The 25,404-nt window shown below is 36.8% G+C and carries 25 protein-coding genes; 19 read left to right on the top strand and 6 right to left on the bottom strand.

What is annotated here, in order from left to right:
* The first annotated feature begins 7 nt into the window (after nucleotides 1-7).
* The 7 genes from ACFPVY_RS11905 to ACFPVY_RS11875 all read left to right on the top strand — a co-directional run bounded on the left by ACFPVY_RS11905 (nucleotide 8) and on the right by ACFPVY_RS11875 (nucleotide 4,273).
* Entirely contained in the window at nucleotides 8-382 is a 375-nt protein-coding gene (locus ACFPVY_RS11905; RefSeq protein WP_379792288.1) for a hypothetical protein, read from the top strand.
* Nucleotides 383-820: 438 nt separating this feature from the next.
* Entirely contained in the window at nucleotides 821-1,111 is a 291-nt protein-coding gene (locus tag ACFPVY_RS11900) for an EndoU domain-containing protein (RefSeq protein ID WP_379792287.1), read from the top strand.
* An 11-nt stretch (nucleotides 1,112-1,122) separates the two neighbouring features.
* The gene (locus ACFPVY_RS11895; RefSeq protein WP_379792286.1) at nucleotides 1,123-1,479 is read left to right on the top strand and encodes a hypothetical protein; all 357 of its coding nucleotides are present in this window, start codon (nucleotides 1,123-1,125) and stop codon (nucleotides 1,477-1,479) included.
* 431 nt (nucleotides 1,480-1,910) lie between these two features.
* Nucleotides 1,911-2,417, top strand: coding sequence for a M15 family metallopeptidase (locus ACFPVY_RS11890; protein ID WP_379792285.1), 507 nt, complete (start codon nucleotides 1,911-1,913; stop codon nucleotides 2,415-2,417).
* Nucleotides 2,398-2,865, top strand: a complete 468-nt coding sequence (locus ACFPVY_RS11885; RefSeq protein WP_379792283.1) for a hypothetical protein — start codon at nucleotides 2,398-2,400, stop codon at nucleotides 2,863-2,865. The genes ACFPVY_RS11890 and ACFPVY_RS11885 overlap by 20 nt, the downstream gene beginning before the upstream one ends.
* 3 nt (nucleotides 2,866-2,868) lie before the next feature.
* Nucleotides 2,869-3,189, top strand: coding sequence for a hypothetical protein (locus ACFPVY_RS11880; RefSeq protein ID WP_379792281.1), 321 nt, complete (start codon nucleotides 2,869-2,871; stop codon nucleotides 3,187-3,189).
* 46 nt (nucleotides 3,190-3,235) lie between these two features.
* Entirely contained in the window at nucleotides 3,236-4,273 is a 1,038-nt protein-coding gene (locus ACFPVY_RS11875) for a patatin-like phospholipase family protein (RefSeq protein WP_379792280.1), read from the top strand.
* Between the two features lie 63 nt (nucleotides 4,274-4,336).
* On the opposite strand, the gene ACFPVY_RS11870 is transcribed toward ACFPVY_RS11875, so the two are convergent.
* Nucleotides 4,337-4,624, bottom strand: coding sequence for a hypothetical protein (locus ACFPVY_RS11870; RefSeq protein WP_379792279.1), 288 nt, complete (start codon nucleotides 4,622-4,624; stop codon nucleotides 4,337-4,339).
* Between the two features lie 367 nt (nucleotides 4,625-4,991).
* On the opposite strand from ACFPVY_RS11870, the gene ACFPVY_RS11865 reads away from it, so the two are divergent.
* The 5 genes from ACFPVY_RS11865 to ACFPVY_RS11845 all read left to right on the top strand — a co-directional run bounded on the left by ACFPVY_RS11865 (nucleotide 4,992) and on the right by ACFPVY_RS11845 (nucleotide 9,001).
* Nucleotides 4,992-5,399, top strand: a complete 408-nt coding sequence (locus ACFPVY_RS11865) for a hypothetical protein (protein WP_379792277.1) — start codon at nucleotides 4,992-4,994, stop codon at nucleotides 5,397-5,399.
* Nucleotides 5,400-5,404: 5 nt separating this feature from the next.
* Complete coding sequence (rnpA, locus tag ACFPVY_RS11860) at nucleotides 5,405-5,803, top strand: ribonuclease P protein component (RefSeq protein ID WP_379792275.1); 399 nt, start codon at nucleotides 5,405-5,407, stop codon at nucleotides 5,801-5,803.
* 23 nt (nucleotides 5,804-5,826) lie between these two features.
* On the top strand, nucleotides 5,827-6,345 hold the full coding sequence (locus ACFPVY_RS11855) for a hypothetical protein (RefSeq protein ID WP_379792273.1): 519 nt from the start codon (nucleotides 5,827-5,829) through the stop codon (nucleotides 6,343-6,345).
* A 200-nt stretch (nucleotides 6,346-6,545) separates the two neighbouring features.
* A complete protein-coding gene (locus ACFPVY_RS11850) occupies nucleotides 6,546-8,183 on the top strand; it encodes a S41 family peptidase (protein ID WP_379792271.1) in 1,638 nt (545 codons plus the stop codon).
* Nucleotides 8,183-9,001, top strand: coding sequence for an OmpA family protein (locus tag ACFPVY_RS11845; RefSeq protein ID WP_379792270.1), 819 nt, complete (start codon nucleotides 8,183-8,185; stop codon nucleotides 8,999-9,001). The genes ACFPVY_RS11850 and ACFPVY_RS11845 overlap by 1 nt, the downstream gene beginning before the upstream one ends.
* 61 nt (nucleotides 9,002-9,062) lie before the next feature.
* Here ACFPVY_RS11845 and ACFPVY_RS11840 read toward each other — a convergent pair whose 3' ends face one another.
* From ACFPVY_RS11840 to ACFPVY_RS11825, 4 genes are all read right to left on the bottom strand, one after another.
* On the bottom strand, nucleotides 9,063-10,100 hold the full coding sequence (locus ACFPVY_RS11840) for a hemin-degrading factor (RefSeq protein WP_379792269.1): 1,038 nt from the start codon (nucleotides 10,098-10,100) through the stop codon (nucleotides 9,063-9,065).
* A gap of 18 nt (nucleotides 10,101-10,118) precedes the next feature.
* Nucleotides 10,119-10,895 carry a heme ABC transporter ATP-binding protein gene (locus ACFPVY_RS11835; RefSeq protein ID WP_379792268.1) on the bottom strand — a complete coding sequence of 259 codons (777 nt, stop codon included), beginning with the start codon at nucleotides 10,893-10,895 and terminating at the stop codon, nucleotides 10,119-10,121.
* Nucleotide 10,896: 1 nt separating this feature from the next.
* Entirely contained in the window at nucleotides 10,897-11,931 is a 1,035-nt protein-coding gene (locus tag ACFPVY_RS11830) for a FecCD family ABC transporter permease (protein WP_379792267.1), read from the bottom strand.
* Nucleotides 11,932-12,058: 127 nt separating this feature from the next.
* Nucleotides 12,059-12,931: a heme/hemin ABC transporter substrate-binding protein gene (locus tag ACFPVY_RS11825; protein WP_379792266.1), complete on the bottom strand. Its 873-nt coding sequence runs from the start codon at nucleotides 12,929-12,931 to the stop codon at nucleotides 12,059-12,061.
* 169 nt (nucleotides 12,932-13,100) lie between these two features.
* On the opposite strand from ACFPVY_RS11825, the gene ACFPVY_RS11820 reads away from it, so the two are divergent.
* The 6 genes from ACFPVY_RS11820 to ACFPVY_RS11795 all read left to right on the top strand — a co-directional run bounded on the left by ACFPVY_RS11820 (nucleotide 13,101) and on the right by ACFPVY_RS11795 (nucleotide 17,176).
* Nucleotides 13,101-14,321 carry an aminotransferase class V-fold PLP-dependent enzyme gene (locus ACFPVY_RS11820; protein WP_379792265.1) on the top strand — a complete coding sequence of 407 codons (1,221 nt, stop codon included), beginning with the start codon at nucleotides 13,101-13,103 and terminating at the stop codon, nucleotides 14,319-14,321.
* Nucleotides 14,322-14,360: 39 nt separating this feature from the next.
* Nucleotides 14,361-14,798: a hypothetical protein gene (locus ACFPVY_RS11815; protein WP_379792263.1), complete on the top strand. Its 438-nt coding sequence runs from the start codon at nucleotides 14,361-14,363 to the stop codon at nucleotides 14,796-14,798.
* 1 nt (nucleotide 14,799) lies between these two features.
* Nucleotides 14,800-15,225 carry a SufE family protein gene (locus ACFPVY_RS11810; protein WP_379792261.1) on the top strand — a complete coding sequence of 142 codons (426 nt, stop codon included), beginning with the start codon at nucleotides 14,800-14,802 and terminating at the stop codon, nucleotides 15,223-15,225.
* A gap of 9 nt (nucleotides 15,226-15,234) precedes the next feature.
* Complete coding sequence (locus ACFPVY_RS11805) at nucleotides 15,235-15,558, top strand: DUF59 domain-containing protein (RefSeq protein WP_379792260.1); 324 nt, start codon at nucleotides 15,235-15,237, stop codon at nucleotides 15,556-15,558.
* A gap of 69 nt (nucleotides 15,559-15,627) precedes the next feature.
* On the top strand, nucleotides 15,628-16,137 hold the full coding sequence (locus tag ACFPVY_RS11800; RefSeq protein WP_379792259.1) for a DUF2480 family protein: 510 nt from the start codon (nucleotides 15,628-15,630) through the stop codon (nucleotides 16,135-16,137).
* A gap of 151 nt (nucleotides 16,138-16,288) precedes the next feature.
* Nucleotides 16,289-17,176, top strand: a complete 888-nt coding sequence (locus tag ACFPVY_RS11795) for a DUF3078 domain-containing protein (RefSeq protein WP_379792701.1) — start codon at nucleotides 16,289-16,291, stop codon at nucleotides 17,174-17,176.
* A gap of 215 nt (nucleotides 17,177-17,391) precedes the next feature.
* On the opposite strand, the gene hflX is transcribed toward ACFPVY_RS11795, so the two are convergent.
* Complete coding sequence (gene hflX / locus ACFPVY_RS11790) at nucleotides 17,392-18,633, bottom strand: GTPase HflX (protein ID WP_379792258.1); 1,242 nt, start codon at nucleotides 18,631-18,633, stop codon at nucleotides 17,392-17,394.
* A 188-nt stretch (nucleotides 18,634-18,821) separates the two neighbouring features.
* On the opposite strand from hflX, the gene ACFPVY_RS11785 reads away from it, so the two are divergent.
* Nucleotides 18,822-25,404 (top strand): fibronectin type III domain-containing protein (locus tag ACFPVY_RS11785; protein WP_379792257.1); only part of this gene is annotated, 6,583 nt, incomplete at its 3' end.

Raw genomic sequence — 25,404 nt, 5'->3', positions numbered from 1 at the left:
TAAAATTATGTTAAAATACACATTTAAAAAACTAGAATCAATAACAAATAAATTAAGAGTAGATGTATTAGTAGATGAACCATATGTATTCGTTGGACAAATAGATAGTGGCAACTTCGATCAATCACCTCAAAACATTCAAATGAATATAGACGCTCTAATTGCTGTACAAAACGGAGAAAAAGAAGAGCACATTATTGCAAATGAGTCAGGTTTTTTAGCAATCGCCGGCCTTGAAGATAAAGAACAAGAAATAGAAGAAGGACTTTATATTTATGATCAATTTGGAGATGACTCAGAAAACCCGCTCTATATTATTCCAACAGAGGAGATAATTAAGCTTCTCCAAGACTTCAAAAATTTTGTAGAGGAAAACAGTTAATTATTATTAAAAAGCTACTTTCGAGTAGCTTTTTTATTTAAGCTTAAAAAAGGAGCCGTCATAGCCTTTGAAAATCTTTTGGGTATTTTTGCTTACATCAAAGAGAAATCTAAGAATTTAAAAACCTTTTTAGACGAACTGTGGGAAATCATTCAAGGGTGGTTTAAGAAAGGGAAAGGCGGATGAACTATTACAAACCCTGGAAGATTTACGCAAATTTGCTTTAAGGAAATGGCTACATAAATTTGACGAGAATTTTGTAAATCATTTAAGCGGAGATGTAGAAATTTTAAAAGTTAAAGTAAAATTAGATTCAGTTTGGAGGCCTATAGAATCGTGGATTTATGTAGGAACACGAGGACAGGGCGGGCATTGGTTAAACAAGTTTTTAACGGTAGATAAAATTACCTTCCCACCGGAATATCAAAAGTTGCACAATTGGCTGACGATATTCCCTTTAAAGCAAAGGTGACTATCAAATCGCTAAAAGGGAAAAAATTTCCCAAATTTGAGGAATCTTCTATATTTCCTAAAAATTGGAGCTTAGAAAGGATACAAGAAGAAATTGCTTTTGTATATGAGAATACCGTAGCGAAAGGGGTTGGTAAACTACAAAAAGGTCCTACAGATTTATTTGATAAGTATGAAAATTTTACAACTAATGGTTTTAAGATTAGAATAGAAGTCGATGATTTAGGAAATATAATGAATGCGTATCCAATAATTTAAATTAATAAAAAATGAAATATATATTCTATAAAGAAGTGATAGAAACAACAGGTACTGTAATCTTAGGTGTAATGCCAGAAGAAGAAAGAATTAATGTCTTGTTTAGATTCAGTGACTCAGGCTGGACGACTCAAAAAATCCAGGAAATCATAGATAAAGTTGAAAGCAATCGTTCTTTAGAAAAAACTAAAAACCCATACGTTTGGGGCAATGAAGACGTAACGGTATTTGCCAATGAGCTTGGCGTTCTCTTGGTTGACAAGCTCGCCATGAGAGCAAAGCAAGAAGTAGAACCTTTGGAATTAACCCACGATGAGTTTATTACTTTTATGAAAGACTTTAAAAAGTTCATTGAAGAAAACAGTTAATGATTGTTTAAAAGCTACTTTCGAGTAGCTTTTTTTTATGAAAGCTTAAAAAAGGAGCCGTCATAGCCTTTGAAAATCTTTTAAGTATTTTCACCTACATCAGAGAAAAATCTAAGAATCTAAAAACATTTTTAGACGAGCTTTGGGAGATAATTCAAGGGTGGTTTTAGAAAGGGAAGGCCAATTTTCACGGTTAAAAATCCGCCATCATCGTAACTTTAACAGTATGACAAATCATATCTTCATCTGAAGGTATTTTTTTGTAGTAATTCTAAACCAATAGATTTTAGTGCGCCATACATAAAAATCACTACTTTTAAATAAATAAAAATCAACTCGAAATTTATTATTAGAAAATAATCTTAAATAATGTCAAATTATAAGATTATAATATTGTATATTTGCATCAACAATAAATACAGATGAATTATATGGACAAACCTACCCAACAACGAATCGACAAACTTCATCCGTCTGTTAGATCAGAGGTTACGTTAATTATCGAAGAATGTGACAAGGCTTTAACTGGCAAAGCCAAAATCAGAATCACCGAAGGATTAAGAACAATAGAAGAACAAAATCTTCTATATGCTAAAGGAAGAACAGCTTCTGGTAAAAAAGTTACCAATGCAAAAGGCGGACAGTCCATCCACAATTACGGTTTTGCGGTGGATATCTGCTTGATCATTGACGGAAAAGAAGCGTCTTGGGATACCAAAAAAGATTGGGATAATGATAAGATTGCAGATTGGTATGAATGTGTCAAAATTTTTGCAAAACACAGCTGGGAATGGGGCGGAAACTGGAAAACCTTTAAAGACATGCCACATTTTGAAAAGAGGTATTTAAATAGCTGGCAAAAGCTTTCGAAATTGAAAAAAGACAAAACCGGATACGTAATTTTAAACGAAACGAAAGATGAAGAACCTAAAAAATAAATACTTTGCAATTGTACTTTTTACAATGACAATTGTTTCTTGTGAGTCAACAAGAACGGCTGTTTTCGACCAATATTCTTACCAAAAAACAACAGAATTAAAGGTAGAAACTTCAAAATTGATGGACAAAGCCACGACGCCTTTTTCAAAAAATACGGCTGAGGTGGAAGCGTTATTGCTCAATATTGAAAAGCTTTCTGAATATGAAAAAAACAAGCCAAACAACGAGATAACCTTCGCAATGTGGAACGTTTTATCTGATCCAGAAAAAAATCTTGTTGGAGGTTTTTTTAAAAGATGGAAGGAAAAAGAAACACTCTCGCCAACATTTGTAACCGAGTCAAAAAAGCAAGTTTTGGAAGCTTTAGATTTGCTGATTCAGTATGAAATAAAGAAAGACAAAGAATCGAAAGACAGCCTTTTAGAATTAATCAACCTAAACAAATAAGCCATGGACATCGAGAAATTATTGGAAGAATTGAGAAAAAATCTGGTGACATTGTTAGGTGAAAAATACAAAGAATTTAAGCCAGAAATTCAGAAGGACGTGAAAGATTTCTTAGAAAAATCTAGAGAAAAATTAGAACGATGGTCATTGCTTTTGGTCGCTGGCTCTTTAACCGAAGAAGAATTTGCGTGGCTTTTAAAAAGTCAGCAGGATTTGGTCACATTAAAAGCGTTGCAAGGCGCGGGTTTGTCAAAAATCAAGCTGAATAATATAAAAAACAGCATCTTTAAAACGGTGCTTAAAACGGTAATCTTAAGCATTTAAAAGTACCAATCCTAAATCATGAATTTTCAAAACCTAAATTGTAAAAGTGGCAAATAAAATTAGAATCTTAAGTCTTGATGGCGGTGGAATCAGGGGAATTATCACCTGCGTCATCTTAAAATATATTGAAGAACAAATTCAGAAATTAGATAATCCAACAGCAAAAATCGGGGATTATTTCGACTTGATTGCGGGAACGAGCACCGGCGGTATTTTAGCTTCAATTTTACTTTTTCCTGACAATAATAAAAAAGCAAAATATTCGGTGGAAACGGCATTGGATTTATATGCAAAACGTGGAGAAACTATTTTCAATGTTACTTTTTGGCAACACATCATTAATCCGTTTGGGCTTTTCAATGAAAAGATTTCGCAAAAGTCTTTGGAAAAACAATTAAACGAAGTTTTTGGAACCTTGCAAATCAAGGATTTCATCAAGCCAAGTTTAATAACTTCCTATGATATTTTTCAGCGAAGAGCCAAATTTTTTACTAGCCACACTGCTAATTCCGAACTAGAAAATTTCTATGTGAAAGATGTCTGCCGAGCGACTTCTGCGGCGCCGACTTATTTTGAACCGACGCAAATAAAATCATTATACGGTCAAGAATTCACCTTGATTGACGGTGGCGTTTATGCCAACAATCCCGCATTATGCGCTTACGCGGAAGCGCGAAAAATTGAATTTTCGAAAGTTTTAAATAATCCTTCGAAACCTGATTTTCCAAATATTAACGATATGATTATTGTATCCGTTGGAACTGGAGAAGTCTTAAAACCATATACATACAAGCAATTTCAAAACGCCGGAAAAGTAAAATGGATTCAACCGCTGATTGATATTTTGCTTTCTGCCAATGTGGAAACAACTGATTATCACGTCAAAAAAATGTATGAAACGTTAGGTCCCAGAAACGAGAAAAATTACCACCGATTGATGCCTCAATTAAAAAATGCTTCTTCAGAAATGGACGATGTTTCTGATAAAAATATCTATGAATTGATTCAGGCCGGTTTGGCTTATATTGACCAAAATCGCTCAGAACTGAATGAAATTGCAAAGAAATTAATCAAAAACGCATAAAAAAAGCCTTTAGATTTCTCTAAAGGCGTTCTCTTGGTTTGTTTGGTTGGTTAGGATTGTGTCTTATTTTGAAACCGACGTTGTTGTAGTCGTTTTCGTTCCTGGCGCAGCAACTGGTTGTGTTGGTGTTCCTGGCGTTGCAGCTTTTACCGTAGTTGAAGTTTCAACTTGTTTGTCGCCATTAGCGTCAGTTTTTGCTTCAGTCGTTTTCGTAACTTGAGTTTGCGTCGCTGGATTAACAGTCGTGCTTGTCGTCGTCTGTTTTGTAGCTTTCGTAGCTTTTTTTGGTGTTTCTTGTGCGAATGTTACAATTCCTGTCAACATTACAGCGCTTAAGATTAAATTTTTCATATCAGTATTTATTTTTTTGATTAAATTCTTTCCAATAGAAAAGACAATTTCAGTGCCAAGAGATTTTGTTTTGCTAATTGACAATAAGAAAGTCATTGTAAAAGCCAATAAACAAAGAAGTTTCTGCCTGTAAAGAAAACAAATTCAGTCATTTTTAAAATTTCTTCCAAAGCAAATTTCTGGGGAATTCTGTGGATTATTGTGTAGAAATTTTACTAAAAATGTGAGGAAGAATTACCAAAAATCAATTTTCTGCGTTATAAACTTGGCATAATTTTTAATGGTATTGATTTTTCCGGAAGCTTTGGTTTGCCAAAATATTCCAATCGAAATATATTTGTAACTTTACACCTTTATAAATTTTAAGATGAAAGCATTAAAAACATTGGCTTTGCTGTTTTTTATTTTCCTTGGAACGCAACAAACTTTTGCGCAAAAATACAGATTCAAGACTTCCAGCTACAGCGTTTTGGAAAAAGACGCCAAAGGAAAATGGGGAAAATGGTCTGATTTTAAAGACACAAATTTGATTATCACTTTAGACGGAGATAAAAACCGAATCGTGGTAAATTCCCAACAAACCCAGCTTTACAACATCGAAGTTTATGGAACCACGATTGAAAATGATACCGATAAAACGATGACTTTTAATTGTGTAGATAATAGTGGAGACCGCTGTATCATTGAAGTTATTACCAGAAAAAAGCAAGACAATCGCATTCAGTTTTATATAAATTATCCTGATTTGAAGATTGTTTACAATATTTATCCGTAAGAATTTTGAGCCTAGAAAAAATACATACGTATCCAAAATCTGAGAAATTAAAGAGCAAGACGACCATTGACCTGATGTTTCGCGAAGGAAAATCGGTGTCAAAATATCCGTTAAGATTAGTTTATGCCAAGAGTACCTTTGGAGAAAATCCAGAATTTAAAATGGGCGTTTCGGTTTCAAAAAAGTATTTTAAAAAAGCCGTAGACCGCAATTATTTCAAGAGAGTTTTGAGAGAGACATATCGATTGAACAAACAATTGCTTCGAGAAAATTTACAAGAGCCGTATTCGTTTATGCTTTTGTACCAAACAAAGGACCGACTTTCTTATGAGGAAATAAATCAAAAGACGATTGCGCTTTTTGAGAAATTCCAGATGCAGATGAACGAATTAAACGCAAAGTAAAAAAAGATTTTCGCAAAGAATTTATGAATTTGAAAATAAAGACAGCAGTAACAATCGCCTTTGTTTTCATCGTATCGATGGGAAGTTGTCGCGCGCAATCAGATATCCCTTTTCACGAACAAATCGCGTTTGATTTTTATTGTTCTGAAATTATTGGAACTTCTCAATTTAAAGAAAAATTAAAAGTTTCAACAGATTTTAATTCTCTTTTTTATATTTCCGCAGAGTGTCTTAAGGATAAAATATTTAACGAGAAGAAAATTGAAGTTTATCAAAAATCTAAATATTTTCAAGGGTATTTATTAGATTTAAAAAGACTAAACAAGACGCAATTTAAAAAGGTCAAGCACATCAACAAATATTCAAACAGTAATAATTATGTCTCAGTTTCCAATGCTTACACTTTTAATAATCGAATATTTGTTCAAATAGAGGAGCTTATTGAAAAAAACGAAAGGACTTTTACATTTGAATTTGATGAGAAAGGAAATATAATTGATTGGTGTTTGTCATCTAAAGCTATGCACTTGTCATTCGAATAACGTAAACTGGTAAATACAATCTTTGTTTTGAAATATAAATTTCAATTTAAGAATCTGAATATAACATTACTCGATAATAACTTGATTTTTACTAAGTTTACAACTTTCAATATTTTATTATTTGTAAGCGGAGTTTCAATATTATATTTAAATATTTAGGCAAACAAAACCTTGCAAAAAGCAGAAAAAAATTTAAAAATATGTACGCATTTTTAAAAAAGAGATACATTCTTCCCGTGGTTGCTGGAGGATTATTTTATGTCGGGGCGAGTTTCAAGGATGATTTCTTTGAGATTGCCAAGCAGATTGAAATTTTCACGATGATGTTCAAGACCGTGAATATGAATTATGTTGACGAAACAAATCCGGGTGATTTGATGGACAAGGCAATTAAAAATATGTTGCAGGAATTAGACCCATACACGGTTTATTTCAATGAGCAAGATGTGGTAAAATTTAAAATCAACAATACCGGAGAATACACCGGAATTGGCGCCATGATTTCCAGAAAAGGCGGAAAATTAATCATCACAGAACCTTATAAAAATTATCCGGCAGACAAAGCGGGATTGAAAGCGGGCGACGAAATCATACAAATTGGTGATATTATGTTGTCTGATTTTAAGGAAGACGCTTCAACGCTTTTAAAAGGTGCCAAAAACGCCAAAATCGACATCAAATATTTACGTCAAGGAAAACCAAATTCCACTACGTTGGTTTTAGAAGAAGTGGATGTGAAAGCGGTTCCGTTTTTCTCTAAAATTGACGACAAAACCGGATATATTGTTCTAAGTCAATTTAATGCAAAAGCTTCTGCAGAAACAAAAGCGGCCTTGGAACAATTAAAAAGTGAAGGTGCCGAAAGAATTGTTTTGGATTTAAGAGGAAATCCAGGCGGACTTTTGGGCGAAGCCGTAAATATCTGCAACCTTTTTGTGCCTGCCGGCGAAACAATTGTGACGACAAAATCACATATTGAAAAACACAATAATACATACAGAACTACAAAAACGCCTGTTGATACAGAAATTCCATTAGTAGTTTTGGTCGATGGAAGAAGTGCTTCGGCATCAGAAATTGTGGCGGGAGCGTTGCAAGATTTGGACAGAGCAGTAGTTGTTGGCGCGAGAAGTTTCGGGAAAGGTTTGGTACAACGCCCAATCGACTTGACTTATGGAACGCAGGTTAAAGTCACGATTTCGCGTTATTACACGCCTTCTGGCAGATGTATTCAGGCTTTGGATTATTGGCATAAGGACAAAGATGGAAAAGCCGTTAGAACCGATGCCAAGAACTACAACGCGTTTAAAACTAGAAAAGGAAGAACAGTTTATGACGGTGGCGGTATTCAACCCGATTTGGAATTGGCCGAAGCCAAATTGAGCGCCATCACAGAATCATTGGTTAAAAACGACGGAATCTTTAACTACGTTACCAAATATTACTATAAAAATCCGGCGCTTGGCGAAAAAATCCCAACGGTTTCTGATGCAGATTATGCAGATTTCAAGAAATTTTTAAAGGAAGAAAAATTCTCTTTTGATACCGAAACAGAGCAGGCTTTGGCCAAAACTTTAGAAGCGGCAAAAAAGGAAAAAATTGACGAAGATATTAAAGGCGAAGTGCAGCAATTACTGACAGCTTTGCAAAAAAGTGATGAAACGCAATTGAACAAACATCAAGCTGAAATCAAGGAATTAATCTTGGATGAAATCATAAGAAGATACCAGTATAAAGAAGGCTTGTACAAATATTACACTAAAAATAATTCTGAAATTAAAAAGGCAACGGCGCTTTTGGCAAATCCTTCAGAATACAATAAAATTCTGTTGAAGTAATGTTCCGATTTATAAAAATACTACCACTTTTTATTTTCGGAATGCTTTCGGCTCAAGAGGAAGTCGTGCATTCTGTTTATTTTGAAACCGCAAAATTTGGTATCGCTGATGCTAAAGTAGAAGAAATTACAAAATTTGTAACCGAAGTAGATTCTGCCAGAATTGAATCCATCAGCATTTATGGCTATTGCGACGACCGTGGCAAAGACGAATACAATTTTAAATTGTCAACAAGTCGTGCCAATGCCGTGAAAGAAAAAATCGTGGAAAGCGGTGTAAAAAGTAAAATCATAGTTACAATCGAAGGTCGCGGACGCGTTTTAATTGAAGACGATATTGACAATTTAACCGAAGTTCGTTCTAAAAACCGCCGTGTGGATATTGTAATGAACTTCAAGGAAATTCCGATTGAAAAGTTAGAACTTCCGGGAGTTTACAGCGAAATTCATAAAACCCACGTTGTTGGCGATCGCATTTATTTGGATAAATTATTATTCGAAAAAGGAAGCAGTAAATTGACCTTAAAATCCAAAACAGAATTGGACCGAATGGCGAGAGCGCTTCATCGTTACAAAAACTTAGAATTTGAAATTCAAGGACACGTTTGCTGCACGCCGCCTTTTCATAAAGAAGCGATTGACAAGCATACGAAGAAAAGAAAATTGTCATCCAATAGAGCAGAAGCTGTTTTTAAATACTTGTCTTTCAAAAAAATAGACAAAAAAAGAATGACTTTTAAAGGTTACGGAAACACGCAACCTTTAGGCAAAGGTGCCGATTTAGACCGAAGAGTAGAATTGGTGATTACAAAGATTTAAGCATAAAAAAATCCCTGCAAATTAAAAACTTGCAGGGATTTCTATTTTAAAAAAGAAACGATTACAAAGTCGCAACCAGTTCTTTCCATTCTTTTAATTCAGGAATTCCTGGTTTTCTTTTTCCGAAGAATTGAACGATGATTTCGCCCATTTCGTTGAAAACCTCGATTGCTGTTACTTCACCGTCTTCTGTTGGTTTTCTCACGATCCACGTTTGAGCGATTTTTGACATATCAAGGTGCATATTGAAATCTGGATCCATGACGTTGAACCAGTCGCCATGCCACATTGTTTTACGAACTCTTCCGGTGTGGATCTGGATATTTCCTCTGTTTCCAACAAAAACCATAATTGGTAATTTGCTTTCTGCGGCGCCTTCAAGCATTTTTACGATAACTTCTTTTTCTACTTTTTTAGCGTAGTTTTCATTCGGAGCCAAACGCAAAGCTTGAGTTCTGGTTACTCCAAATTTACGAAGCATTCCGAAGAATTCGTGCGTGTCTTTCAATGTTTCCCAAGCCGCTTGAAAACCAGCAACGTCAATATCAGCATCTGCTTTCTCGTCAATATTCAACGGCACTTCAACTGTACTTTCGTCTATAGATTGATCATCTGATTTGTATTTTGCAACCAATTCGTCAAAAGCCGCATCGTTGCTGTCTTTTGTCAAATAAATTTTGTGGATCGCCAAACCGTCTTTTCCGAAGAATTGAAGGCTTTTTCTGTCTCCGTGTTCTGATTTCTCAGCAACCGCAAAAGCTTTGGCCCAATGGCCTAAAAAGATACGCAAATCGATATCTTCACCCACAAACAAGCCAGCATGTGGCGAACTGAAATCTGGATTCAAGTAAATTCCTTTTCTTTCGTGAACGCACTCTTCATTTCTGGTCAAAGCCATTACTTTCTCTAATTTTTCAATATCAGAAAGTAGCGCCGAAAACTCAGGACGAAGTCTCGTTACTGTTTCACCCACTTGTGTCGCTACTAATTCTGCTTCGCTAACGCCAAGTTTCTCTGCTGCATTACGGATTCTCAAATTTGGGCTTTCGGCTTTCAGCTTTTCCCACTGTGATTTCAGGTTGTTTGTGATTGTATCCATTTGTATTTATATAAAATATTATGTTCCAAAAATGATTAAAGGGTTTTGATTCACGGGATTAAGGCAAATCGTACAAGGAAAATTATAGACCTTGCTGATGATTTCTTTGGTAAAAACTTTCTCTGGCTTGTCGTGATTGACGATTTTTCCTTTTTGCATAAGCAATACAGAATCAGCAAATTGCGCGGCCAAATTCAAATCGTGTAAAACGACAACCGCGGTATTTCCTCTTTCCGTAAAGTTTTTTACCGTATGCAAGATTCTGTGCTGGTGTAAAACGTCTAAGTTATTCAAAGGTTCGTCCATAAAAACAAGCTTGTGCGCCACGTCATTTTCCAGCTGGGTCAAGACTCTGGCCAAATGAACGCGCTGTCTTTCGCCACCAGAAAGCGTGTTGTAATCTCTGTCTTTAAAAGCTACAACATCAGTTTCTGCCATAGATTTCAGAACCGCGTCGATGTCCGATTGATGCGGTATCGAGTTGAAATAAGGATAACGTCCCATCATCACAACATCCATAACCGTCAACGGAATATCAGAACTGTTTTGCTGTGAAAACTTGGCTTTGTGAAGCGGCAATTCCTTTTGGTCCCAAGCCTCAAAAGTCTTTTTCTTGAAAACAATTGGTTCGTCATTGTGCTTCATTTCATTGGCCAACATACTCAAAAGTGTCGATTTTCCGGCACCATTCGGACCAACAATTACCAGCAATTCGCCATAATTTATGGTCACGTCGATGTTTTCCAAGATGGAAATTTTTTTATGCGAATACGAAATTTTACAGGCTTCTAACATATTACATCGTTTTTTTGCTTCTAATTAAAATGATGATAAAAATTGGCGCTCCCATAAAAGCAGTCAAAATCCCAATTGGAATTTCAGATGGAGCGGCAATCGTTCTGCTGATCGTGTCCGCTGAAAGCAATAAAATGCTTCCGAAAATAGCCGACATCGGCAGAATTATGTGATAATTCGATTTGAATATCAATCTTAAAATATAAGGAACAATCAAACCGACAAAGCCGATGGTTCCTGAAAAAGCAACGCAAGTTCCCACCATCAAAGCAGTTAAAACCACGATTCTTTTTTTAATTTTTTCTACCGGAATTCCCAAATGTTGAGCGTCTCTTTCGCCAAGCATCATTGCGTTTAAGGCTTTTCCTTTCGTAATTAAAAAGAAAAAAGCAATCAATATGACAACTGCCAAAATTGCGTTTTTTGTCCAAGTTGCACCGCCGAGACTTCCCAAATTCCAAAATGTCAAATCTCTAAGTTGTTCTTCCTTAGAAAGATAAATTAAAAAACCAGTCGTCGCGCCAGCCATCGCAGTAATTGCAACTCCGGAAAGTAACATTACAATTACGTTTGTTTTTCCGTTGGTTGTGGAAATTCGGTAAACCATTGTCATTGTCAATAAAGCGCCTAGAAAAGCTGCAATACTCAACATTGAAAAGTGAAAAACTTCTGGAATGTAAGGCTTGATGTAGCTTCCCAAGACAATTGAAATTGCTGCAAAAAGCGAAGCTCCCATCGTAATTCCGATCAAGTCAGGCGAGGCGAGGGGATTCTTGAACATTCCTTGAAGGCACGTTCCTGAAACCGCCAAAGCACTTCCGACTAAAATCGCCATCACAATTCTCGGCATTCTTAAATTCATCAATACAAATTTATCGCTCGCCGGAATGCTATTGTCATCATTCCACAAAGCCATAAAAATCTCAAAGAAAGAATGTTTTTCAAATTCATAAACTCCCATATATAAAGAAGTTACGGCAAGTAAAATCAATAAAATAAGGCTTAAGAAAATGTATAACGGTAATTTATTTTGCATTTTGTTTGTATATCCTAACAGGTTTCTAAAACCTGTTAGGTATTTATAAAATCAACTAATTTTCAGACTTTTATGGTTGATGAAAAGTTGATACCTAACCCGGTTTTTAAAACCTGTTAGGATAGTATTATTTTACAGCTTTAACCAATTCAGCATTTAAAGCTGCAGCTCCTTCGCCAACTCTTGGTCCGAAACCTGAAATTAAAGCTCCGTCTAAAGCGATAACTTTTTTGTTTTTCCCGGCATTTGTTTGAGAAACACCTTGAATTTTAAGCAATCCGTCAACACCGCCAAGGCTTTCTAAACCAGATGTAAATAATAAAAACACATCAGGGTTTGCTTTTACTAATGATTCTGGAGTCATTGGCTTGTAATCTTCAAATTCAGTAATTGCATTTTGACCACCTGCCAAAGCAATTGTTTTTTCAATTGGTGTGTTTGTTCCGGCAACCATGCAAACATTTCCACGAGCGTAAATGAACAATACTTTTGGAGCTTTTGCAATTGGCTGTACTTTTGCCAAATCAGCATCGATTTTATCAGTCAAAGCCTTGAAATCAGCGTGTTTTAAAACCCCGGCAACGTCAGCGATTAATTTTTTTGAACCTTCGGTTGTAAAATCTTGCTTAAAAATGTGAGCTTCGATTCCAGCACCTTTGATTTTTTCAGCTAATTCTGGACTCAAATCTTTTTCTGTAGCCAAGATTACCGTTGGTTTCAAAGCGATAATTGACTCGATAGAAATCGAACGAACGTGGCCTAAATCTTTTGCCGTAGTTTTTATATTTTCTGGATAAGTTGAAGTTACATCAACTCCGATAATTTCTTTTTCATGGCCTAAAGCGGCAACAATCTCAGTTACAGCTCCGTTTAAAGAAACGATTTTGTGTGCTTCCGTTTTTGCTTCAACAGAAGTTTCTTCTACTTTTGTTTCTTCTTTTTTACAAGAAAACGTTGCTAATGAAACGATTGCAACTAATAAAATGCTTATTTTTTTCATTGGTTTGTGTGTTTATTATTTTAATTAAATCTAAATAACCGCAAAACTATGATTAATTTTGTAGTTACAAAAGTTAAAAATGGTAAATGTTTGGGAAGTTTAATTCTATCTTAATTCTTCTTCTATTAAAGAAACATACCGTAAATTTGCATCAATTTCCTATTATACAATGTTAGATATTCAAACAATTCGTGCCCAGTTTCCGATACTTTCGCAAAAAGTAAACGGCAAACCATTGGTGTACTTTGATAATGCGGCGACTTCACAAAAACCAAAAGTGGTTATTGACGCGATTGCTTCTTATTATGAAGAAATTAATGCCAATATTCACCGTGGCGTTCACAAGTTGAGCCAATTGGCAACAGATGCTTACGAAATTTCTCGCGTGAAAATCCAGAATCACATCAATGCCAAACACAATTATGAAGTGCTTTTTACGGCAGGAACCACACACGGAATCAATCTGGTTTCAAACGGATTTGCTTCGTTGTTGAAAGAAGGCGATGAGGTGATGGTTTCGGCTTTGGAACACCATTCGAATATTGTTCCTTGGCAAATGCTTTGCGAGAGAACGGGTGCGAAATTGACCATTATTCCGATGGATGAAAATGGCGAGTTGATTTTCTCGGAATTTGAAAAATTGCTTTCGGGAAAAACAAAAATCATTGCGGTAAATCATATCTCAAATGCTTTAGGAACCATAAATCCGATTAAAAAAATTATTGAAAAAGCGCACCAATTTGGAACTGCGGTTTTAATCGATGGCGCACAAGCAACGCCACACGTGAAGCCGGATGTACAAGAATTGGATTGTGATTTCTACGTATTTTCTGGACATAAAATCTGCGGGCCAACCGGAACCGGGATTTTATACGGAAAAGAAGAATGGTTGAACAAATTGCCTCCGTATCAAGGTGGTGGCGAAATGATTAAGGAAGTGACTTTTGAGAAAACAACTTACGCAGAACTTCCTCATAAATTTGAAGCAGGAACGCCAAATATCGCCGGCGGAATCGTTCTTGGAACAGCCATTGATTATTTAAATGAAGTTGGTTTCGATAATATTACAAAATACGAACATGAGCTTTTGGAATACGGAACAAAACGACTTTCTGAAATAGAAGGCTTGAAAATTTACGGACCAAAATCTTTGGACAATAAAACTTCGGTGATTTCTTTCAACGTAGGAAATATTCATCCGTATGACATTGGAACGATTGTTGACAAATTAGGAATTGCGGTCAGAACCGGACACCATTGTGCGCAACCAATTATGAATTTCTTCAGTATTCCCGGAACAATTCGTGCTTCGTTTTCGTTTTATAATACAAAAGAAGAAATTGATGCGTTGGTCGAAGCTGTGAAAAAAGCAGTAACGATGTTGTCATAATTATTCGTAATTTGTCAGTAAACTTAAAAACCAAAAACTATGAAAATTTTAACCACATTTATTCTGATGCTTTTTATGGCAAAAGGATGCACAAACTCTGAGATTAAAAAGGAAAGCGAAAAGATTTCTTTTGAATATGAAGCAAATACACGCGGAAGCTATAAAAAAGCGCTTGTGAAACAAGATACCATTTTTACGATAAAAACTCGCGGTGGCTTGCCAGTTCAAGGATCGTTGTCAAAAAGCGATTGGAATTCTTTGTTGACTTTACTTTCAAAAGTGGACGTTACAAAAATTCGTGAGTTAAAAGCGCCTTCAGACAAACGCGCTTATGACGGAGCGATGATGGCAGAATTAAAAGTGATTTACAAAGACAAAACATACGAAAGTTCAACGTTTGACCACGGAAATCCGCCAGCGGAAATTAAAGATTTGGTTAATAAAATTATTGAAGTTTCAGCTTTAGACAAGAAATAAAATGACGATTCAGGAAATACAAGAAGAAATCAAGGACGAGTTTTCTATGTTTGACGAAGAAAATTGGGACGAACGTTACCAATATGTCATCGACCTTGGGAAAACATTGCCCTTAATTGATGAAAAATATAAAGTCGAAGAAAATATAATTAAAGGTTGCCAGTCAAAAGTGTGGCTCCACGGCGAACAAAACGATGGAAAAATTGTTTTTACCGCCGATAGCGATGCTATTTTGACCAAAGGAATTATTGCGATTTTAATCAGAACATTTTCCAACCAAACACCTTCAGATATATTGGATTCTGACACAAAATTCATTGACGAAATTGGCTTGAAAGAACACCTTTCGCCAACGCGCGCGAACGGATTGGTTTCGATGATTAAACAGATTAAAATGTATGCTTTGGCTTTTAATGCTAAAAATTAAACAATAAAAATGGAACAAGAAATAGACACAAACCAACTCGGAGAAGACATTGTAAAAGTTTTAAAAACAATTTATGATCCAGAAATTCCGGTTGATATTTATGAATTAGGATTGATTTATGACGTAATGGTAAATACTGATTATGAAGTAAAAATCTTGATGACATTGACATCGCCAAACTGCCCTGTGGCAGAAACGCTTCCAAGAGAAGTTGAAGACAAAGTCAATAAATTAGACAATGTAAAAGCAACCGAAGTTGAAATAACATTCGATCCGCCGTGGAGCAAAGACTTGATGAGCGAAGAAGCAAAATTAGAATTAGGAATGCTGTAAATAAGTTGGCAGATTTCAGATTTTATGTTGCAAGCACACTGAAATCTGAAATCTAAAATCTGCAATTATATGGAAGGTGAAATTATAAATAAAGTCGCAAATAGCGTTCTCGAGATTTTTGACTTGGAAGATTATTATCCAAAGGGAAACCGTGTGGAATTAGACATTTCGCAGTGGCTTCTTGGAGGATTTTTATTGCGCGAAAAAGACTTTAGAGAACATTTAAAAAACCACGACTGGAGTCAATACCAAGATGCTTATGTTGCGGTTTTTTGTAGCACAGATGCGATAGTTCCGGCTTGGGCTTCGATTTTGGTAACCATTCATTTGTCGCCATTTGCCAAAAAAATTGTGAGCGGCACTTTAGAAGATTTAGAAACTTCTTTATACGAAGAAATCCTACCAAATGTTGATTATTCAAAATTTGAAGGAAAACCAGTCATTATAAAAGGATGTTCAAAAAAGCCGGTGCCAATGTCAGCTTACGTTTTAGCTTCCCAAAAATTGCAACCTTTTGCAAGAAGCATCATGTATGGCGAAGCTTGTTCAGCCGTTCCGTTGTATAAAAAGAGCAAATAAATAGAAATAAAATACTACCGCAGATTCGCAGATGAAATCAAAAAATCTGTGAATCTGCGGTTTTCTTTTGCCATAATTTCTAAAGTTTTTGCCTGATTTCTACCTATAAAAACGGTGATTTTATTATATTTGTTAAAAACTGTTAAATATGATTAAGAAAATCACCGCCGTTCTGCTAAGCGTTTTCGGAATGATTACTGCAAATGCCCAAGATTCAACTGCTGTTGTAAATGACACAGTAAAACATTGGAAAACAAAAGGAAACGCTTCGTTGCTTTTCAACCAATCCACTTTTGACAATTGGCTTGCAGGAGGAGAAAACAACATTTCTGGAACCATCGGCGTCAACTATGATTTCAACTATAAAAAAGACGATATCAGCTGGGATAACAAGGTCATCGCGTCTTATGGAGTCGTAAAAACCAGAACCAGTTCTTTTGCCAAAAAAACCGATGACCGTTTAGAATTAAACTCCCTTTTAGGAAAAAAATTCGCGCCAGATAGCCGTTGGTATTACTCTGGTTTTTTAAATTTCAGAACCCAATTTTCTAAAGGTTATGAATACGGAAAAGACCTAGACGGAGTAGAAATCAGAACAGAATACACCAATTTTCTGTCGCCGGCTTACCTCTCTTTTGGTCCAGGTGTGATGTGGAAACGTGATGACAACTTGAAATTCAACTTTGCTCCGGCCACTTCAAAATTCACTTTTGTAGACAAAAACTTTACACTTCCAGATGCCGAATACTTTGGTGTTGACGAGGGAAAATCAATGCGTTATGAGTTGGGTTTCAATGCTTCAGCTTATTATAAACTAGATATAATGGCGAACGTGACTTTTGAAAATATCTTGAATTTATACTCAAATTATTTAGAAGATCCGCAAAACGTAGATTTAGATTACCAGTTAAATATCGTGATGAAGATCAACAAATATCTTTCCACAAATCTTTCGTTCCAAACCATTTATGACGATAACGCCTATCAAGGATTTCAGATCAGACAGGTATTTGGCGTGGGAGCCAATTATGGATTTTAATTCCTGAAAATAAGTTATAAAAAAACCTTCATTGCTTTAATGAAGGTTTTTTTATGGCGAACGGCCGGGCTTTTTGCTACAAGTTTTCTTTACTTTTTAAGAGTTGCTCTGGCTGTGGGAGCTTCCGCTGGTCGCTTCCTCGCTCAGGCATCTCTAAAAAAAATAAAGAAAAGCTTTCCGCGTCAATCCCTGTCGCAATATTGCAAAAAAGAACTTTATTCCTCTGAAACTTCCTTTTCATCCGGAGCTTCGTGATAATCCGGATATAAAAATTTATTATAAGGAAATCTTGTAATGTGAATTTCTCTTACGGCTTCATAAACTTTTTCTCTAAATTCCTCGAAATTTTCTTTGTTAACCGCAGAAATAAATAGCGCTTTATCTTCGCCCATTTTTGACATCCACGTCGATTTCCATTCTTCTAAAGTGTAATGTTTGCTGGTTTTTTCGGTAATTAAATCATCATGGTCAATCGTCAAATGTTTGTAAGCATCAATTTTATTGAAAACCATAATCGTTGGCTTGTCACCACTTTTGATATCTTGCAAAATTTGGTTTACCGAAGCGATATGTTCCTCAAAATCAGGATGCGAAATATCAACAACGTGCAAAAGTAAATCAGCTTCGCGAACTTCATCAAGCGTGCTTTTAAACGAATCAACCAACTGCGTCGGTAGTTTTCGGATAAATCCAACAGTGTCAGACAACAAAAAAGGCAGGTTTTTGATCACCACTTTTCGAACCGTAGTATCTAAAGTTGCAAACAATTTGTTCTCCACAAAAACTTCGCTTTTGCTAATTACGTTCATCAAGGTTGATTTCCCAACGTTTGTGTATCCAACCAGAGCGACGCGAACCATTGCGCCACGGTTTCCGCGTTGAACAGACATTTGTTTGTCGATCACCTTAATTTTTTCTTTCAATAAAGAGATTCGGTCACGAACAATACGTCTATCTGTTTCAATTTCAGTTTCTCCAGGACCACGCATCCCAATACCACCTTTTTGGCGTTCCAAGTGCGTCCACATTCCAGAAAGTCTCGGAAGCAAATATTGACATTGTGCCAATTCCACCTGCGTTCTTGCATAAGAAGTTTCGGCTCTTTGCGCAAAAATATCAAGGATGAGGTTCGTTCTGTCTAAGACTTTGCACTCCACTAAAATCTTCGAAATATTTTTTTGCTGCGATGGCGAAAGCTCGTCATCAAAAATTACCGTTGTTATATCGTGTTCTTTTACATAATGACTGATCTCGTCCATTTTTCCGGTTCCCAAAAAAGTCTTCGGGTTCGGACGTTCCATTTTTTGTGAAAATCGTTTAACGACTTCACCTCCGGCGGTAAACGTCAGAAATTCAAGCTCATCAAGATATTCGGTTAATTTTTCCTCATTTTGATTTTGCGTCACGATTCCAACGATAACCGTCTTTTCAAATTTTATAGTTTCTTTTTCTAGCATAGAATATAAATATAGTACAAATCTACCACTTTTTAGCAGGAAATCTTTGATGACGCTTTACGAAACTGCCTAAACTTTAGAAACAATTTAGTTAAAAGTTATTTTTATGCTATGATATTCTTAAATTTAGTTAAATTTGGAGTTCTAAAAACCTACAATATTTATCAAACAACCTAAAATTTTCATTTATGAAAAAAATTACATTATTGCTTTTAATGTGTTTTTCATCCTTTTTGGGCTATTCACAGCTCTCTGAAGGTTTTGATAATAGCACAGTCAACCCATCGGGTGGCACATGGGCATTGACATCGGGTTCGTGGGCTATTTTTGACAATGGTGTTGGAACTCAAGTATCTTGGGCGCCAACGACATCGCCGGCATTAGTTCATCAAGGAACTCGAGCCGTTCAAATGAACGGAACAGTTGATAACCTTGGAATAGGAAATACTTCAGAAGACTGGCTTGTAACGCCAGCAGTTGTTGTTCCTAACAACGGTCAGCTGAAATTTTTCACTAGACTTCAGACTGCGGGTAACCAAGGGTCTATTTTTGAGATCAGAGTTTCAACTACCTCTCAAACAAATGCATCATCGTTCACAACCATAAAGACTTGGAATGAGCTAGATTTGAATGCTGTTTATAACCAATATGAAGAGAAAACAGTTTCTTTAGGTTTAACAGCAGGAACAACAGTTTATGTTGCATTTGTATTAAAAAACACGCAGGTAACACCTTCTCCTTCTTCAGAAAGATGGTTAATTGATACTGTAAATATCGTGGAGCAATGTCTTGACCCAACTGGACTTTATGCAAACGGTGTAACTCAGAATTCAGCTAATTTAGGATGGTTAAACCCTAGTGGTGCAACATCTTGGGAAATTGAAATTCTTCCAGGAACAGCTGCTGTTCCAACTACTCACAGTGGGATTACTTACAACGGATTACTTCCTTATGCGGCTACAACTACCGCTTATGGAAGTCCATTGACACAGACAGCTTTTACTCCTAATACAGAGTATAAATATTACGTTAGGGCATTATGTACCGGTTCTGGAACCTCAAGTGCATGGGTCGGGCCATTTACATTTACAACCGGAGCTCCTGGTTTTACATGTAGTTCGGCGATTTCGGTAACAGGCTTGCCATACAGTACAACTGACAATACTACAAATTATGGTGATACGACAGATGTAAATCAAGGTACAAACTGTGGTTCTGCGACGAATTACATGACAGGAAACGATGTGTTTTATTCTTATACTGCAACTGAAACTGGAGTTATTAATATTTCTATGACGCCAGGAAATGCAGCTTCAACTTTTACAGGACTTTTTGTTTATAACGGATGTTCTAACGTTGGAGTAAGCTGTATTGCTGGTGTTGCGAATGCGGCAGTTGGAATTAGAGAAATTCCTGCTTTGGCTGTAACTGCTGGACAGACTTATATCATTGTTATTTCTACAAATGCTGCTCCGCAAACAGCTGCATATACTTTAGTAATCCAAAAAGTAAACTGTACGCCACCAACAAATTTAAATGCAATAAACGTTACGCAAACTGCTGCAACTTTAACTTGGGATAACCCAGGAAATTTAGCATCTGTTTGGCAAGTTGCGTTGCAAGATGCTGGTGCTCCAATACCGACTGGAGCAGGCGTTGATGTTACTACAAATACTGCATATCAACCTGGGGTATTATTAGATTCACACGCTTATCAATATTATGTAAGAGCACAATGTCCGGATGGAACATATAGTGCTTGGGCGGGACCATTCTTGTTCAATACATTACAGGTTCCTGCGACTGTTCCATTTGTTGAAGGTTTTGAAGGAACAAATACTTTTGCACTCAACAATGGTAATCAGGTAAATAAATGGGCAGTTGGAACTGCCACAAATAACGGTGGTACAAAAGCATTATACATTTCAAACAATAATGGTGTTGCAAATGCTTATACTTTAACTACTGCGGTTACAGCTCAGGCATATAGAGATATCGCTATTCCGGCAGGAACAGGAGAATTAAACTTATCATTTGACTGGAAAGCCGTTGGAGAAAGCACTTTTGATTACATTAGAGTTTGGGCGGTTCCAGCTAGTTTTACTCCAGTAATTGGTACACAAATTACCGCTGGTGCTGGAAGAATTCAAATTGGAGCAAATCTTAACGCAAGCGCTAATTACACGAATGTTAACTTCGTAGTTCCAGCAACTACTTTTGCAGGTCAAACAATGAGACTTGTTTTTGAGTGGAGAAATGACGGTAGTGGCGGAACTCAACCACCAGCTGCAATCGATAATATTAATCTTACCGTAATTACTTGTTCTGCGCCATCGGCTCCGGTTGTTCAAACAGTGGGACAAGATAATGCAACAGTGGGATGGACTGCACCTGCAAATGGAGGAGGTTCATATCAATATTATTATTCTACAACAAATACGGCACCAGTTGCAACAACTGCCCCAACAGGGACTGCTGCAACAACAAGTGCACCATTAACAGAATTGACTCCGTCAACAACTTACTATTTTTGGGTAAGAACTGACTGTGGAGCAAATGGTACAAGTACTTGGACTGGTCCGTTGTCAATATCTACAACACAAATACCAGGAACACTTACTTATACTGACGGTTTTGAAGGAACTCCGGCTTGGACTATTCTAAACGGAAATCAGATTAATAAATGGGTAATTGGTACTGCAACCAGCAATGGGGGCACTCAATCATTATACATTTCTAATACTAACGGAACTACAAATGCTTATGCATTGCCTTCAACATCAACTGTACATGCTTATAGAGATTTAACTATACCAGCTACAGCTAATGAATTAAACGTAGCATTTGACTGGAGAGCAGTTGGAGAAAGCACTTTCGATTATATTAGAGTTTGGGCTGTGCCAACATCTTTTGTCCCAACTCCAGGAACACAAATTGCTGCAGGAGCTGGTAGAGTTCAATTAGGCGGAAACCTAAATGCATCTGCGACTTACGCAACAGCAAATTATGTACTTCCAACTACAGGATTTGCAGGTCAAACAATGAGACTTGTTTTTGAATGGAGAAATGACGCAAGTGGAGGAACTCAACCACCTGGTGCGATTGATAATGTAAACATTAACGTAATTACATGTTCGGCTCCATCAGCATTAATTGTAAATACAGCAGGACAAACTACTGCAGGAATTTCATGGACTCCTCCAACAGGCGGAGCAGCTTCATATGACTACTATGTTTCAACTACCAATGTACCACCAACGACAACTTCAACAGTTGTAAACGTGACTACTCCAAATGCTACTTTGCAAGGTTTATCGCCTTCGACAACTTATTATGTTTGGGTAAGAAGTAATTGTGGTGTTGACGGAACAAGTACTTGGACAGGACCTGTTCAAGTGATTACAACTCAAATTCCAGCACAATTAAACTTTATTGAAGGTTTCGAAGGTCCAAACACTTGGACATTAAATAACGGAACTCAAGTTAACAAATGGATAGTGGGAACTGCAACCAGCAATGGCGGAACGCAATCATTATATATTTCTAATAATAATGCTGCAAATGCTTATACTCTTGGTTCAACTTCAGTAGTTCACGCTTATAGAGATATTCAAATGCCGGCAGTAGTTGGTGATTTGAGCCTTTCATTTGATTGGAAAGCAGTGGGTGAAGGATTTACTACAACTTTCTATGATTATATGAGAGTATGGGCTGTCCCAACAACTTTTAATCCAGTACCAGGAACACAAATTACTGCGGGCCCAGGAAGAGTTCAAATTGGAGCTAACTTTAATAACTCTGCTCCATGGCTTTCTCCAAACTTTATTTTCCCAGCTACAGGATTCGCAGGTCAAACAATGAGACTTGTTTTTGAATGGAGAAATGACGGAAGTGGAGGAGCGCAACCACCAGCTGCAGTTGACAACATTAATCTTTCTCAGCTAACATGTCCTGCTCCAATAAACTTATTGGCTTCAAGTAACACGAATAACTCAAACTTAGAACTTACTTGGACACCAGTAGGTACTGAAACACAATGGGAAGTAGTAGTTCAGGTTGCAGGTTCAGGCGCTCCAGTAACGCCAACAGCAACTGTTAACGGAACTCCTAGTTACACGTTTACACCACAAACCGGAGTTTTCTATGAATTCTATGTTAGAGCAATTTGTTCTCCAACAGATTCTAGCTTCTGGGCAGGTCCATCAGCATTTTCAGTTTATTCACCTCCAGGATGTGCTTCAGTAGATCTTATCGGAGTTGGAGTTGATATCGTTGATCAAGAAATTATTTTATGTGCAGAAGAAGACAATTGTGTTGACTTATCTGCTAACTATTTTGGAATTGGAGCTACAACATCTTATGATGTTGCACCAATTGCATACAATCCGCCATTTCCTTTCACAGGAGGAACGCCGATGAATATTTCTACGGATGATATTTGGTCACCGGTTATTAATTTACCGTTCAATTTCTGTTTCTTCGGAGAAAACTATAGCACTGCGCAAGTTGGTTCAAACGGATTGGTAACGTTTACTCCTCAAGCTGCACCAGGATTTTGTCCATGGCAGTTTAACGGTCAAACAATCCCAAATACTGCATTCCCAATTAAAAATGCAATCTATGGAGTTTACCAAGATTTGAATCCAGCGACACCAAATACAACTGCACCAGTTAGTATCAATTACCAAGTTTTAGGAACATATCCATGTAGAGCTTTGGTGGTTAATTTCTCTAACGTGCTACAGTTTCAATGTGGCGCTGCAACTGGACCGCAAACTTCTCAAATTGTAATTTATGAAATTTCAAACATCATTGAAGTTTATGTACAAAGAAGAGAGCCTTGTAACGGTTGGCCAACTGGTGCTAACGGAGGTCAAGGTGTTATAGGTATTCAAAACACTGCAGGAACTTTAGCATATTCTCCAGCAGGCAGAAATACAGGAAACTGGTCTGCAGTTGAAGAAGCATATCGTTTTTCTCCAACAGGTGCATCTAACGTAGATTTCCAATGGCTTAAAAACGGAGAATTCTTCAGTAATTCACAAGATATCCAAGTTTGTGTAACTGAGTTAACTGAAATGGTAGCTCAAGCAACATATGAAACATGTGGTGGTCAAGTTGTTACCGTTGAAAGTCAAGTTACAATCAGAACTACAGAACCATTACCAACTAATGATCCTGTTGATATCGTATCATGTTCTACAACTGGAAACCCAATCTTTGATTTAACGCCAAACACAGCAACAATCATTGGTTCAAATCCAGCAACAGATATCATTATCGAATATTATTTAACGCAGGAAGCGGCAGATTTAGGAGACAGCTCAGCGGCAATTCCAACTCCAGAAGCTTATGCAGGAACGCCAGGACAAACTATTTTTGTTAGAATATCTTATCCAGGATCAAACTGTTTCTTCGTTAAGACTTTCCAATTGCAATTAGGAAGCAGTACACCATCTGTTACCACTTTCTCTTATGCAACACCAGTTTGTACAGACGCTACAAATCCTTTGCCAATACCAGTAACAGGATTCTCAGCAGGAGGTACTTTTGCATCAACTGATGTAACTGTGAATCCAACAACAGGTGAAATTGACTTGTCTACTGCTACTTCTGGAACACACGATGTTACTTACACATTACTTCCAACAGGATGTAATGAAGGAGGAAGCTTTACAGCTCAAATTACAATTAATGCTCTTCCAGTTGCTGATGTAATGACAGACGTTACTGTTTGTGATTCTTATACATTATTGCCTTTAAGTGCAAATAATGGATATTTTACAGAACCAAACGGTGGTGGTCAAGCACTTCCAGTAGGAACAGTACTTAATACAACACAAACTGTTTACATCTATACTTCATCTGGAACATCTTGTTCAGATCAAAGTCAGTTTCTTGTAACAATTAACCAGAGCACACCGGTTGTAACAAACTTCTCTTATACAGCAGTTTGTATTGCAGAAACATCAAACCCACTGCCAATTCCAGCTTCTGGATTTACGACAGGTGGTTCATACGCATCAAGTACGGTTACTGTTGATCCAGTAACAGGACAAGTTGATTTGTCTTCAGCAACTGTTGGAACACACGATGTAACTTACACGATAGCTCCTTCAGGATGTAATACAGGTGGAAGTTTTACAACTCAAATTACTGTTAATGCATTGCCCGTTGCTGATGTAATTGCAGATGTTGAAATGTGTGATTCGTTTACATTGTTACCGTTAACTGCAAATAATGGTTATTTTACACAGCCAAACGGTGGAGGTCAAGCGCTTCCAGCAGGAACGGTACTTAACACGACACAAACTGTTTATGTTTTTGCTTCAACAGGAGGAACATGTTCAGATGAAAGTCAGTTCCAAGTTTCGATTATCGAAAGCCCAGTAGTTTCTGTAACAGGAGCTTGCCAAGGATCTAACTATATTATCGAAGCAACCATTATAAATGAAAATTTATCAGAAGATGACTTCACATTTACTTGGACTGATTCAGATGGTACAGTCGTTGGAAATGCTTCATCAGTAACAGTTACAACTTCAGGAAACTACCTTGTTACCGTAGTACCAAAAGTTGTATCAACTGTTAATTGTGGAGTGGACGAATTATTTGAAGCAAACGGAACAACGTGTCTTATCCCTAAAGGTATCTCACCAAACGGAGACGGTAAGAACGACAACTTCGACCTTTCAGGTCTTCAGGTAAGAAAGATCAGCATCTTCAACCGCTACGGTAAGATAGTGTATGAGTTTTCAAACTATACCAACC

The sequence above is a fragment of the Flavobacterium qiangtangense genome, from assembly GCF_042658345.1.
Taxonomy (GTDB): domain Bacteria; phylum Bacteroidota; class Bacteroidia; order Flavobacteriales; family Flavobacteriaceae; genus Flavobacterium; species Flavobacterium qiangtangense.
Note: the sequence above shows the minus strand (reverse complement) of the source record. Positions and strands in the feature narration are given on the sequence as shown.

Coding starts and splice junctions, on each gene's coding strand:
- ACFPVY_RS11825 (WP_379792266.1), bottom strand. CDS start 12,931: ATGAAAAAAATAAGCATTTTATTAGTTGCAATCGTTTCATTAGCAACG.
- ACFPVY_RS11870 (WP_379792279.1), bottom strand. CDS start 4,624: ATGAAAAATTTAATCTTAAGCGCTGTAATGTTGACAGGAATTGTAACA.
- ACFPVY_RS11815 (WP_379792263.1), top strand. CDS start 14,361: ATGAAAATTTTAACCACATTTATTCTGATGCTTTTTATGGCAAAAGGA.
- ACFPVY_RS11800 (WP_379792259.1), top strand. CDS start 15,628: ATGGAAGGTGAAATTATAAATAAAGTCGCAAATAGCGTTCTCGAGATT.
- ACFPVY_RS11840 (WP_379792269.1), bottom strand. CDS start 10,100: ATGGATACAATCACAAACAACCTGAAATCACAGTGGGAAAAGCTGAAA.
- ACFPVY_RS11865 (WP_379792277.1), top strand. CDS start 4,992: ATGAAAGCATTAAAAACATTGGCTTTGCTGTTTTTTATTTTCCTTGGA.
- hflX (WP_379792258.1), bottom strand. CDS start 18,633: ATGCTAGAAAAAGAAACTATAAAATTTGAAAAGACGGTTATCGTTGGA.
- ACFPVY_RS11820 (WP_379792265.1), top strand. CDS start 13,101: ATGTTAGATATTCAAACAATTCGTGCCCAGTTTCCGATACTTTCGCAA.
- ACFPVY_RS11890 (WP_379792285.1), top strand. CDS start 1,911: ATGGACAAACCTACCCAACAACGAATCGACAAACTTCATCCGTCTGTT.
- ACFPVY_RS11850 (WP_379792271.1), top strand. CDS start 6,546: ATGTACGCATTTTTAAAAAAGAGATACATTCTTCCCGTGGTTGCTGGA.
- ACFPVY_RS11805 (WP_379792260.1), top strand. CDS start 15,235: ATGGAACAAGAAATAGACACAAACCAACTCGGAGAAGACATTGTAAAA.
- ACFPVY_RS11880 (WP_379792281.1), top strand. CDS start 2,869: ATGGACATCGAGAAATTATTGGAAGAATTGAGAAAAAATCTGGTGACA.
- ACFPVY_RS11830 (WP_379792267.1), bottom strand. CDS start 11,931: ATGCAAAATAAATTACCGTTATACATTTTCTTAAGCCTTATTTTATTG.
- ACFPVY_RS11810 (WP_379792261.1), top strand. CDS start 14,800: ATGACGATTCAGGAAATACAAGAAGAAATCAAGGACGAGTTTTCTATG.
- ACFPVY_RS11885 (WP_379792283.1), top strand. CDS start 2,398: ATGAAGAACCTAAAAAATAAATACTTTGCAATTGTACTTTTTACAATG.
- ACFPVY_RS11835 (WP_379792268.1), bottom strand. CDS start 10,895: ATGTTAGAAGCCTGTAAAATTTCGTATTCGCATAAAAAAATTTCCATC.
- ACFPVY_RS11905 (WP_379792288.1), top strand. CDS start 8: ATGTTAAAATACACATTTAAAAAACTAGAATCAATAACAAATAAATTA.
- ACFPVY_RS11895 (WP_379792286.1), top strand. CDS start 1,123: ATGAAATATATATTCTATAAAGAAGTGATAGAAACAACAGGTACTGTA.
- ACFPVY_RS11855 (WP_379792273.1), top strand. CDS start 5,827: ATGAATTTGAAAATAAAGACAGCAGTAACAATCGCCTTTGTTTTCATC.
- ACFPVY_RS11845 (WP_379792270.1), top strand. CDS start 8,183: ATGTTCCGATTTATAAAAATACTACCACTTTTTATTTTCGGAATGCTT.